We start from the raw sequence: 12,009 nt of genomic DNA on the forward strand, positions 1-12,009 counted from the left end.
GTGCTCAGGGCGCGCCGGTCAGAACACGCTGGCGTAGTCGCCCAGTTCGACCTGCACCGACTTGATGCGGGTGTAGTGGCCGAGGGTGGAGATGCCGTTCTCGCGGCCGACGCCGGACTGCTTGTAACCACCCACCGGCATTTCGGCCGGCGACTCGCCCCAGGTGTTGATCCAGCAGATGCCGGCTTCCAGGCGATGGATGATGCGATGTGCGCGGCTGATGTCCTTGCTGACCACGCCTGCGGCCAGGCCGAAGGTGGTGTCGTTGGCGCGACGCACCACTTCGTCCTCGTCGTCGTAGGCGAGGATGCTCATCACCGGCCCGAAGATTTCTTCGCGGACAATGGTCATGTCGTCGCGGCAGTCGGAGAACACCGTCGGCAGCACATAGGCGCCCTCGGCCAGGGCGCCGTCGGTGGCGCGACCGCCGCCGGTCAGCAGGCGCGCGCCTTCGCTCTTGCCGCTTTCGATGAAGCGCAGCACGTTTTCCATGTGCGGGAAGCTGGTCAGCGGGCCGAAGTTGGTCTCGGCGGCCATCGGGTCGCCGATGCGGATGCGCTTGACGCGCTCGACCACGGCGGCCTCGAACGCGGCCAGCATGCTGCGCGGCACGAACACGCGGGTGCCGTTGGTGCAGACCTGGCCGGAGCTGAAGAAGTTGGCCATCACCGCGATGTCGGCGGCGCGGTCCAGGTCGGCGTCGTCACAGATCACCAGCGGCGACTTGCCGCCCAGTTCCATCGTCACCTCCTTCAACGAAGACGACGCGGCGCTGGCCATGACCTTCTTGCCGGTGGCAACGCCGCCGGTGAAGGAGATCTTCTCGATCACCGGGTGCTCGGTCAGCCAGTTGCCGATCTCGCGGCCAGGGCCCTGCACGACGTTGAACACGCCGTCCGGCACGCCGGCTTCGGTGTAGATCTCGGCGAGCTTGATCGCGGTCAGCGGGGTCACTTCGGACGGCTTGAACACCATCGCGTTGCCGGCGGCCAAGGCCGGGGCCGACTTCCACATGGCGATCTGGATCGGATAGTTCCAGGCGCCGATGCCGGCGACCACGCCCAGCGGCTCGCGGCGGGTATAGAAGAAGCTCGATTCGCGCAGCGGCAGCTGGATGCCTTCGATGGCCGTGGCCAGGCCGGCGTAGTACTCCAGTACGTCGGCGCCGGTGACGATGTCCACCGTGGTGGTTTCGGCCAGCGCCTTGCCGGTATCCAGCGTTTCCAGGTGGGCCAGCTCGTCATTGCGCTCGCGCAGGATCTCGACGGCGCGGCGCAGGATGCGCGAGCGCTCCATCGCGGTCATCGCTGCCCACACCTTCTGGCCTTCACTGGCGCTTTCAACCGCGCGCTCGACATCGGCCTGGCTGGCGATCTGCACGTCGGCCAGCACCTGGCCAGTGGCCGGGTTGATGGTCTGGAAGGTCTTGCCACTGGTGGCATCGACGCGGCGGCCGTGGATGTAGAGCTGTTGCACGGGCAGGGTGGTCATCGGCTTGCTCCTGGAAGGGGTGGGGCGGGTTGCTGGCGCGTTCAGGGCGCGTTGGCCTGCAATTGGAAATCGATGTAGCCGTAGGCGATGCGGCGTGCCTTGTCGGCGTTGAAGTCACCGCCGACCAGGCTGCCGCGCAGCCACAGGCCGTCGATCATCGCGGCCAGTCCGCGTGCGGACAGGCGTGCCTGTGCATGCGGCAACTGGCGGTTGAACTGGTGGCAGAGGTTGGAGAACAGTCGCTGGTCGTTGGCACGCTGCAGCCGGGTCAGTTCCGGCTGGTGCATGCTCGCGGCCCAGAACGTCAGCCATACACGCATGGCGGTCCCGTTGGTCTGGCTGTCGTCGAAGTTGCCATCGACGATGGCGCGAAGCTGTGAACGTGCGTCATCCGGCGCGGCGTCGCGATAGCGGGCGACGGCGGCCTTCAGCTCGCGCAGGATCTGCCGCATCGCGGCATTGAGCAGGCCGTCCTTGTCGCCGAAGTAGTGGGCGACGATGCCGCTGGACAGGCCGGCTTTCTTTGCGATGGTGGCGACGGTGGCATCGGCCATGCCGATCTCGTCGATGGTCTGGAAAGTGGCCCGGATCAGCTGCTCGCGGCGGACCGGCTCCACGCCTTTCTTCGGCATTGTCTCTCCACGGATTGCGACCCGGGATGCCGGGCTGGTGGAGATCATACTTTTTATTGATTGAACGTTCAATCAATAAACCCTACGATGCCGGTCGCGCCCCCACGCCATGGGCCCGGTTTCCGGTCCGGCCCCGCCCATGTGCCCCCCTGGACTGATGAGACGACCCCATGTCTTCCCTGGCTCATCCCAAGCGCTCGCCCCTGCGCTTGAACCGTTTCGTGTTCTTCAGTTCGTCGGTCTCCATCGGCATCCTCGGTGCGTTGACCGTGTTCTTCCCGCAGGCCAGCGAGCACTGGCTGCAATGGGCGCAGGCCGAGGTCTCGGCGGCGTTCGGCTGGTGGTACATGCTGCTGATCGTGGCCTGCCTGGGCTTCGTGCTGTGGCTGGCGTTCTCGCCGTATGGCCGCATCCGCCTGGGCCATAACGAGGAATCGCCCGCCTTCGGCTACGTGGCCTGGGTGTCGATGCTGTTCTCGGCTGGCATCGGCATCGCGCTGCTGTACTACGGCGCCTACGAGCCGCTGGACCATTTCCTCAACCCGCCCGGGCAGCCCGGCGGAACCGTTGCGGCCGGCCGCGAAGCGATGGTGCTGACCTTCCTGCACTGGGGCCTGCACGGTTGGGCGCTGTACGCGCTGGTCGGCGTGGCGCTGGGCTACTTTGCCTATCGACGCAACCTGCCGCTGGCGCTGCGTTCGGCGCTGTACCCGATCTTCGGCGAACGCATCCATGGCCGCATCGGTGACATGGTCGATGGCTTCGGCATCCTGGCGACGCTGATCTCGATGGTCACCAACCTCGGCATCGGTGCGCTGGTGGTGCAGTCCGGCCTGGTCTACCTGTTCCACATCCCGGATACGCCGCAGGTGCTGGTGGCGATCGTGCTGGTGATGATGGTCGTGGCCACCATCGGCGTCGTTGCCGGTGTGGAGAAGGGCATCGCCTGGTTGTCCAACCTCAACGTGCGCCTGCTGTGCCTGCTGCTGCTGTTCGTGCTGGTGACCGGGCCGACCCTGCATCTGTTCGACGGCCTGGTGCAGAACACCGGCGACTACCTGGGCGCGTTCGTGCGCAAGAGCTTCGACATGTATCTCAATGACCCGAAGGGGCGTGAGTGGATGGGCTCGTGGACGCTGTTCTACTGGGCGTGGTGGATTGCCTGGGCGCCGTTCGTGGGCCTGTTCGTGGCGCGCATCTCGCGTGGCCGCACTATTCGTGAAGTGATCATGGGCGTACTGCTGATCCCGCTCGGCTTCACCCTGGCGTGGCTGTCGATCTTCGGCAACACCGCCATCGACCTGGTGCTGAACCACGGCCAGGCGGTGCTGGGCGACGTGGCCCAGCATGATGCGGCGATGACCCTGTTCAAGCTGCTGGAGTATCTGCCCGCAGCACCGTACATCGCGGGTGCGGCGGTGGTGATTGGTTTCGTGTTGTTCCTGACCCCGGTTGATTCGGGAACGCTGATGATCGCCAACCTGTGCACCCGGCGTGTCGATGATGGCGTGGAGGACGGGCATGACGCGCCGATCTGGCTGCGCGTGTTCTGGGCGGCGGGCATCACCGTGGCCAGCGTCGGCCTGCTGCTGGCCGGCAACTTCAGCGCGATGCAGACGGCGGTGGTGCTGTGCGGCCTGCCGTTCTCGTTCATCCTGGCGTTCTACATGTGGGGCCTGTTGAAGGCGCTGCGTACCGACCCGGATGCGCCGCGCCGGTAGGTAGCGCCGGGCAATGCCCGGCGAGCGCCAAGGAAAAGGGCCGGATCTGCGAGGATCCGGCCCTTTTGTCTTTGCGCTGACAGCAGCCAGGCATGGCCTGGCTCTACCTATGCAGTGCGATCGATCAACGTGCAGCCAACTGGCGCAGCACGTACTGCAGCAGGCCACCATGACGGAAGTACTCCACTTCCTTCGGGGTCAGCAGCATCACCGAGACTTCGAAGGTCTTCTTCGTGCCATCGGCCTTGGTCGCGGTGACCGTGGCGCGCTTGCTGGCACCATCCTGCAGGCCGGTGACATCGATCACTTCCGAACCGTCCAGGCCCAGCGACTGTGCGTTTTCACCGTTGCGGAACTGCAGCGGCAGCACGCCCATGCCGACCAGGTTGGAACGATGGATGCGCTCGAAGCTCTCGGCGATGACCGCCTTCACCCCCAGCAGCAGGGTGCCCTTGGCGGCCCAGTCGCGCGAGGAACCGGTGCCGTATTCCTTGCCGGCCAGCACCACCAGCGGCACCTTGTCGGCCTTGTACTTCATGGCGGCATCGTAGATCGCCAGCTTTTCCGGCTGGCCGCCGTTGGCCGGGTAGTACAGGGTGTTGCCGCCTTCTTCGCCACCGAACATCAGGTTCTTGATGCGGATGTTGGCGAAGGTGCCGCGGACCATCACGTCATCGTTGCCACGGCGGCTGCCGTAGCTGTTGAAGTCGGCCGGCTGCACGCCGCGTTCCTGCAGGAAGCGGCCCGCCGGCGAATCCTTCTTGATGTTGCCGGCCGGGGAGATGTGGTCGGTGGTGATCGAATCGCCGAACAGGCCCATCACCCGCGCGCCGTGCACGTCGTCGATGGTGCCGACCTGCATGGTCATGCCGTCGAAGTACGGCGGGTTCTTGATGTAGGTGGAGGCATCGCTCCATTCGTACAGATCACCGTCCGGCGAGGCGATGGTGTTCCAGCGGGTATCGCCCTTGAACACGTCGGCGTAGTTCTGCTTGAACATCTCCGGGCCGACGGTGGCGGCGATGACGTCGCCGATTTCCTTGTTGCTCGGCCAGATGTCGCGCAGGTACACCGGCTGGCCATCGCTGCCGGTGCCCAACGGTTCGCTGGTCAGGTCGATGTCGGTGGTGCCGGCGATGGCGTAGGCCACCACCAGCGGCGGGCTGGCCAGGTAGTTCATCTTCACTTCGGGGTGCACGCGGCCCTCGAAGTTGCGGTTGCCCGACAGCACCGAGGTCACCACCAGGTCGCCACTGGCGATGCCGGCGCTGACTTCGGTCGGCAGCGGGCCGGAGTTGCCGATGCAGGTGGTGCAGCCATAGCCGACCACATAGAAGCCGATCTTCTCCAGCTCGGTGAGAACGCCGGCCTTTTCCAGATAGTCGGTGACCACACGCGAGCCTGGGCCGAGCGAGGTCTTGACCCACGGCTTGCGGTCCAGGCCCTTGGCGGCCGCGTTGCGGGCCAGCAGGCCGGCGCCGATCATCACCGCCGGGTTGGAGGTGTTGGTGCACGAGGTGATGGCGGCGATGACCACCGCGCCATCCTTCAGCCGCACCTTCCTGCCGTCCATCTCGATGTCGGCGTAGCCCTTGGCCAACTGCTCGTTGCCCACTGCGGCGCCGCCGCCTTCATTGACGAAGGTGGAGACATCCTCGCTGCGCTTGTCACGGTTGGCGGTCATGCCGACCAGGGCGTCGCGGTAGTTCTTCTGCACGTCTTCCAGAAGCACGCGGTCCTGCGGGCGCTTGGGGCCGGCCAGCGAGGGCTTGACCGTGCCCATGTCCAGTTCCAGCGTGGTGCTGTACTGCGCATGCGGGCTGTTGGCGTCGTGCCACAGACCCTGCGCCTTGGCATAGGCTTCAACCAGGGCGATCTGCTCTTCGCTGCGGCCGGACAGGCGCAGGTAGGTCAGAGATTCGTTGTCGATCGGGAAGATGCCGCAGGTGGCGCCGTATTCCGGAGCCATGTTGCCGATGGTCGCGCGGTCGGCCAGTGGCAGGTGCTGCAGGCCGTCGCCATAGAACTCGACGAACTTGCCGACCACGCCGAGCTTGCGCAGCATCTGGGTGACGGTCAGCACCAGGTCGGTGGCGGTAGCGCCTTCGGGCAGCTTGCCGGTCAGCTTGAAGCCGACGACCTGCGGAATCAGCATCGACGAGGGCTGGCCGAGCATGGCCGCCTCGGCCTCGATGCCGCCCACGCCCCAGCCGAGCACGCCGATGCCGTTGATCATCGTGGTATGGCTGTCGGTGCCGAACACCGTGTCCGGATAGGCGATGGCCTTGCCGTCCTTGTCCGCGGTCATCACCACGCGGGCCAGGTTTTCCAGGTTGACCTGGTGGACGATGCCGGTGTTGGGCGGCACCACCTTGAAGTTGTCGAAGGCCTTCTGGCCCCAGCGCAGGAAGCCGTAGCGTTCCTGGTTGCGCTGGAATTCGATCTTGCCGTTGAGGTCCAGTGCGTCGGGCTTGCCGAACACATCCACCTGCACCGAATGGTCGATGACGAGTTCGGAGGGGATCAGCGGATTGATCTGTTCCGGGCGACCGCCCAGCTTGACCACTGCGTCGCGCATGGCGGCCAGGTCGACCACGCAGGGCACGCCGGTGAAATCCTGCAGCACCACGCGTGCAGGCATGAAGGCGATTTCGGTGTCCGGCTCGGCGCTGGGCTGCCAGCGGGCGACCGCTTCGATGTGCTCGGGGCCCACGGTGGCGCCACCATCCTCGTGCCGGAGCAGGTTCTCCAGCAGGATCTTCATGGAATAGGGCAGGTGGGAGATGTCGAAGCGCTGGCCCAGCTTGGGCAGGCTGAAGTAATCGTAGGCCTTGCCGCCAACATCGAGCTGGCTGCGGGTGGAGAACGAATCGCTCATGCGGGATGACTCCTCTTGCGGATGGCTTGCAGTGGCCCGCATGGGCGGGCCTGCTTGCGTTTGCCGGTGGCACTCCGGCCCCGGATCCTGCCCAGTATCGGCGATCCGGCGCCCGGCAATGACCCGGCAGGCTTGGAACGCAAGGTTACAGCGATGTGTGTAGCCTTCGTGTCAGCGTACCCATCGTTTTTGCGCCGGCCCGCACGCAGACGGGGCGCTCATGGGCGCCCCGTCCAGGAATGCATCGGCTGCAGCAGTTACTTGCCGTTGGCGGCATCGAGCAGCGGGTTGCCGGTCTTGGCGCCACCGGTGCCGTTGCTCTTGGACTTGGCGGTCAGCACGCCGGCCTTGTTGAATTCGAAGACGGTCGATTCATTGATGTTCTTGCCGAAGCTCTTGATCTTGGTGAAGTCGTAGTACCAGACCTGGGTGTCGCCCAGCTGCTCGCGGCGATTGGGTGCTCCAAAGGCCTCGCTGACCTGCTTCTGGGTGGTCTTGCCGATCTCCGCCGCGTCCATCTGCGCCGGAGTGATCTCGGTGCCGGTGACGTAGGCACCGAACGGGTTGAAGGCGTGGGCCGCCGGAACCGACAGGGTCAACGGGGCAGCCAGCATCAGGGCAAGGGTGAGAGCGCGCATGAAACTTCCTTATTTATGGGGCGGATAGGTGCGGTAGGAACGCCGGGGCGTCCAGCCGGGGCGCAGCTGGGCTGCCGAAGGAGTCTAACCCCCGGATGCGACTGACGCGGGATGAAGGTCACATATCGGCTGGGTTTGTCCCGGATGCGACGGGTATGTATAATTCATACATACTTTTTGAGGCGTACCCCATGGAAGCCACCGTTGCTGAACGCGGACAGATCACCCTGCCCAAGGCGGTGCGTGATGCGCTGGGCCTGACCAAGGGCACCTTGTTGAAGGTAGAGCTGGAAGGCAGCCGGATCATCCTGCGCAAGAGCGTGGACGATGCGATCTCGCGCGCCCGCGGCAAGTTCTCGCTGGACGGCTTCGAATCGGCCGACGCGGCCGTGCGCGACCTGCGCGACGAGGAGTAAGCGGTGATGATCGCCGTCGATTCACCGGTGCTGGTCGAACTGCTCAGCAACGGCCCGCAGGCCGATGCGGTGGAAGCCTGCCTGCGGCAGAGCCTGGTCGGCGGCCGCGTGGTGGTCTGCGGCGCCACCCTGGCCGAGATCTGCGCTGCCCTGCGCGGCGGTGCCGAGGTACTGGAAGCGCTGGAGGAAATGGGCGTGCACTTCAACGCGCTGGAGGCCAAATCGGCCCTGCGCGCCGGTGAAATGCATCGCCGCCATCGCCAGCGTGGCAGCGGTCAGCGCCGTGGCCTGGACGAATTCATGATCGGTGCGCACGCGCTGCTGCAGTGCGATGGCCTGATCACCTGGAACGACACGTTTTATCGCGACTACTTCAAGGGCCTGAAGCTGATCGTGCCGCAAGCCTGAGCCCACTTTTTATTCACCTCACGCATTACCCGGGAGTTGTCATGTTGGAAGCCTACCGCCACCACGTCGCCGAGCGCGCTGCGCTTGGCATCCCGCCCCTGCCGCTGACCGCGCAGCAGACGGCCGATGTCATCGAACTGCTGAAGAACCCGCCGCAGGGCGAGGCCGAGTTCCTGCTCGACCTGCTGACCCACCGCGTGCCGGCCGGCGTCGATGACGCTGCCAAGGTCAAGGCCTCGTACCTGGCCGCGATCGCACTGGGCAGCGAGCAGAACCCGCTGATCAGCCGCGAGCGCGCCACCGAACTGCTGGGCACCATGCTGGGCGGCTACAACGTCGCGCCGCTGGTGCAGCTGCTGGACGACGCCAGCGTCGGCGCCATCGCTGCCGACGCGCTGAAGAAGACCCTGCTGGTGTTCGACGCCTTCCACGACGTGCAGGAAAAGGCCAAGGCCGGCAACGCCAACGCCCAGTCCGTGCTGCAGAGCTGGGCCGATGCCGAGTGGTTCACCAGCAACCCGGAAGTGCCGCAGAGCCTGACCGTCACCGTGTTCAAGGTGCCGGGTGAGACCAACACCGACGACCTGTCGCCGGCACCGGACGCGACCACTCGCCCTGACATTCCGATGCACGCCCTGGCGATGCTGAAGAACAAGCGCGACGATGCGCCGTTCACCCCGGAAGAAGACGGCAAGCGCGGCCCGATCCAGCAGATCCTCGACCTGAAGGACAAGGGTCACCTGGTCGCCTATGTCGGCGACGTGGTCGGCACCGGTTCCTCGCGCAAGTCGGCCACCAACAGCGTGCTGTGGTGGACCGGCGATGACATTCCGTACATCCCGAACAAGCGCGCCGGTGGCGTCTGCCTGGGTTCGAAGATCGCCCCGATCTTCTACAACACCATGGAAGATGCCGGCGCGCTGCCGATCGAGCTGGACGTGTCGAAGATGGAGCACGGCGATGTGGTCGAGCTGCGTCCGTACGAAGGCAAGGCGCTGAAGAACGGCGAAGTGATCGCCGAGTTCCAGGTCAAGTCCGACGTGCTGTTCGACGAAGTGCGTGCCGGTGGCCGCATTCCGCTGATCATCGGCCGTGGCCTGACCGGCAAGGCGCGCGAGGCGCTGGGCCTGGCCCCGACCGACCTGTTCCGCCTGCCGGTGCAGCCGGCCGACACCGGCAAGGGCTTCTCGCTGGCACAGAAGATGGTCGGCCGCGCCTGTGGCCTGGCTGAAGGGCAGGGCATGCGCCCGGGTACCTACTGCGAACCGAAGATGACCTCGGTGGGCTCGCAGGACACCACCGGCCCGATGACCCGCGACGAGCTGAAGGACCTGGCCTGCCTGGGCTTCTCGGCCGACCTGGTGATGCAGTCGTTCTGCCATACCGCGGCCTACCCGAAGCCGGTGGACGTCAAGACCCACCACACCCTGCCGGAGTTCATCTCCACCCGTGGCGGCATCTCGCTGCGTCCGGGCGACGGCGTGATCCACAGCTGGCTCAACCGCATGCTGCTGCCGGACACCGTCGGCACCGGTGGTGACTCGCACACCCGTTTCCCGGTGGGCATTTCGTTCCCGGCCGGTTCGGGCCTGGTCGCCTTCGCCGCTGCCACCGGCGTCATGCCGCTGGACATGCCGGAGTCGGTGCTGGTGCGTTTCAAGGGCAAGATGCAGCCGGGCGTGACCCTGCGTGACCTGGTCAACGCGATTCCGCTGTACGCGATCAAGTCGGGCCTGCTGACCGTGGCCAAGGCTGGCAAGAAGAACATCTTCTCCGGCCGCATCCTCGAAATCGAAGGCCTGCCGGAACTGAAGGTCGAACAGGCATTCGAACTGTCCGATGCCTCGGCCGAGCGTTCGGCTGCCGGCTGCTCGGTGCGCCTGAACAAGGAACCGATCATCGAGTACCTGACCAGCAACATCACCCTGTTGAAGTGGATGATTGCCGAGGGTTACCAGGATCCGCGTTCGCTGCAGCGTCGCATCGAGAAGATGGAAGCGTGGCTGGCCAACCCGGAGCTGCTGGAGCCGGATGCCGACGCCGAGTACGCCGCCGTCATCGAGATCGACCTGGCCGACATCCACGAGCCGATCGTGGCCTGCCCGAACGACCCGGACGACGTGAAGACCCTGTCCGAAGTCGCGGGTGCGAAGATCGATGAAGTGTTCATCGGTTCGTGCATGACCAACATCGGTCACTTCCGTGCGGCTGCGAAGCTGCTGGAAGGCAAGCGCGACCTGCCGACCCGCCTGTGGGTGGCCCCGCCGACCAAGATGGATGCTTCGGAGCTGACCAAGGAAGGCGTGTACGGCACCTTCGGCGCCACCGGCGCACGCATGGAAATGCCGGGCTGCTCGCTGTGCATGGGCAACCAGGCGCAGATCCGCGAAGGCTCCACCGCGATGTCGACCTCGACCCGCAACTTCCCGAACCGTCTGGGCCGCAACACCAACGTGTACCTGGGTTCGGCGGAACTGGCCGCGATCTGCTCGCGCCTGGGCCGCATCCCGACCAAGGAAGAGTACATGGCCGATGTGGGCGTGATCGCCGCCAGTGGCGCGGAGATCTACCGCTACATGAACTTCGACCAGATCGAGGAATACCAGGACGTGGCCAACACGGTCGCTGCCTGATCCTGCTGATCGGTTGATGGTGTAAACGAAGAACCCCCGGTGAAAGCCGGGGGTTTTTTTGTGGGCGCCAGCGCCGCCGGCTGCGCGTTAGACTTCGGCCTGCTTTTTCAGGAGGACAGGGATGTTGGCGGATCGACGACGCTGGGTAGCGCTGGCAGCGATGATGGCGGGCTGGGCCATGGCTCCGGCTGCAATCGCGCAGCAGGATGTGCGGGCCGATGAAGCGTCTGCCGATAGGCGGATGAGCGCTGACGAACACAGGGTGTTCCTGCTGCAGGAACAGTTCCTGGAGATCGCCCGGGCCAACGCGTCAAGGTCTGAGACAGCCGAAAAGGTGGAAACCTACGCCTCGGTTGATGCCGACTCGCAGCGGCAGCATCCCGTGCAGCTTGAGAACCATCAGCCACCCGAGCGCGGAGTTGGTGCGGCCACGCTGCTGGTGGACGTAGACGAGCAGGGCCGCCCGTATGCTGTGGAGATCGCGCGCGGCAGTGGATCGGCGGCGCTGGATGCGGCGGCCGTGGATGCGGCGTATCGATGGAGCTACAACGCCGCCAGCAGGGATGGCGTACCGGTGCGCGGAAAGGTGCGGATCACGGTGTCGGGACCGTAACTGCGACTGCGTGATGTGGCGGTGCCGGGCATTGCCCGGCAGGCAGTTGAAGCGGAGAACTACGGGCGCATTCCGAGGGTTGTCTGCTACTGGATGGTCCAGTCGGCAGTGCCTTGAAGGCGCTTCCCGGCAAAGAGCACATTGCCCCGGCCGCCGGAGACATCCATCTCGAACCAGGGCAGTCCATCACGGCTAAGCGGACGCACGTAGGCCTGGCGCTTGGCGCGGTCGAATTCGATGTAGTAGCGGCGATGAACGTTCGGGTACTTCGGGATCGACGCGCCTTTCCAGCTGACGCTCACCGCGCCGGGGTCTTCGCGCCCCACCAGCATCAGCATGAAGAACACATCACCCTGCTTGGCCTGGAAGTAGAACAGATCACCACTGGCGTCGGCGGGTGCCAGTGGCAGTGACAGCAGTGTGGCCGCCAGCACGGCCTTCCATATCCCTGTGATCATGCGCAGCATTCCTTGTGCAATACGGCTATCAAAGCACAGATGCGGGCAGCCCGTTGAACCGAAGAACCCCGGTGAAAGCCGAAGTTTTTTGTTACGTGATGGCCTGTAGCGCCGAGCCCAT

10 protein-coding genes are annotated in these 12,009 nt (G+C 65.3%); 5 read left to right on the top strand and 5 right to left on the bottom strand.

All coding sequences use genetic code 11. From position 1 onward, the window contains the following. Positions 1-18: 18 nt before the first annotated feature. Positions 19-1,491 carry a betaine-aldehyde dehydrogenase gene (gene betB / locus QP457_RS10195; RefSeq protein WP_205405281.1) on the bottom strand — a complete coding sequence of 491 codons (1,473 nt, stop codon included), beginning with the start codon at positions 1,489-1,491 and terminating at the stop codon, positions 19-21. Between the two features lie 41 nt (positions 1,492-1,532). Continuing rightward, positions 1,533-2,123, bottom strand: coding sequence for a transcriptional regulator BetI (gene betI, locus QP457_RS10200; protein WP_100465265.1), 591 nt, complete (start codon positions 2,121-2,123; stop codon positions 1,533-1,535). 170 nt (positions 2,124-2,293) lie between these two features. Here betI and QP457_RS10205 point away from each other — a divergent pair, with 170 nt between their 5' ends. Beyond that, entirely contained in the window at positions 2,294-3,844 is a 1,551-nt protein-coding gene (locus QP457_RS10205; RefSeq protein ID WP_180166980.1) for a BCCT family transporter, read from the top strand. Between the two features lie 124 nt (positions 3,845-3,968). Here QP457_RS10205 and acnA read toward each other — a convergent pair whose 3' ends face one another. Next, positions 3,969-6,722 (bottom strand): aconitate hydratase AcnA, encoded by a 2,754-nt coding sequence (gene acnA, locus QP457_RS10210; RefSeq protein WP_205405282.1) that lies wholly within the window; start codon positions 6,720-6,722, stop codon positions 3,969-3,971. A 257-nt stretch (positions 6,723-6,979) separates the two neighbouring features. Beyond that, positions 6,980-7,360, bottom strand: coding sequence for an outer membrane protein assembly factor BamE (gene bamE / locus QP457_RS10215; RefSeq protein ID WP_089240964.1), 381 nt, complete (start codon positions 7,358-7,360; stop codon positions 6,980-6,982). A gap of 191 nt (positions 7,361-7,551) precedes the next feature. Here bamE and QP457_RS10220 point away from each other — a divergent pair, with 191 nt between their 5' ends. The 4 genes from QP457_RS10220 (at position 7,552) to QP457_RS10235 (ending at position 11,430) form a co-directional block, all read left to right on the top strand. Further along, complete coding sequence (locus QP457_RS10220) at positions 7,552-7,776, top strand: AbrB/MazE/SpoVT family DNA-binding domain-containing protein (protein WP_025878955.1); 225 nt, start codon at positions 7,552-7,554, stop codon at positions 7,774-7,776. 6 nt (positions 7,777-7,782) lie between these two features. Next, positions 7,783-8,184, top strand: coding sequence for a type II toxin-antitoxin system VapC family toxin (locus QP457_RS10225; RefSeq protein ID WP_089240966.1), 402 nt, complete (start codon positions 7,783-7,785; stop codon positions 8,182-8,184). 41 nt (positions 8,185-8,225) lie between these two features. Continuing rightward, the gene (acnB, locus tag QP457_RS10230) at positions 8,226-10,817 is read left to right on the top strand and encodes a bifunctional aconitate hydratase 2/2-methylisocitrate dehydratase (RefSeq protein ID WP_100465271.1); all 2,592 of its coding nucleotides are present in this window, start codon (positions 8,226-8,228) and stop codon (positions 10,815-10,817) included. Between the two features lie 121 nt (positions 10,818-10,938). Next, positions 10,939-11,430 carry a TonB family protein gene (locus QP457_RS10235; protein ID WP_205405283.1) on the top strand — a complete coding sequence of 164 codons (492 nt, stop codon included), beginning with the start codon at positions 10,939-10,941 and terminating at the stop codon, positions 11,428-11,430. A gap of 86 nt (positions 11,431-11,516) precedes the next feature. Here the strand turns inward: QP457_RS10235 and QP457_RS10240 are convergent, their stop codons facing one another. Beyond that, positions 11,517-11,888, bottom strand: coding sequence for a hypothetical protein (locus QP457_RS10240; RefSeq protein ID WP_205405284.1), 372 nt, complete (start codon positions 11,886-11,888; stop codon positions 11,517-11,519). Between the last annotated feature and the right edge of the window lie 121 nt (positions 11,889-12,009).

It is taken from the genome of Stenotrophomonas sp. As-7, from assembly GCF_030291015.1.
Taxonomy (GTDB): domain Bacteria; phylum Pseudomonadota; class Gammaproteobacteria; order Xanthomonadales; family Xanthomonadaceae; genus Stenotrophomonas; species Stenotrophomonas lactitubi.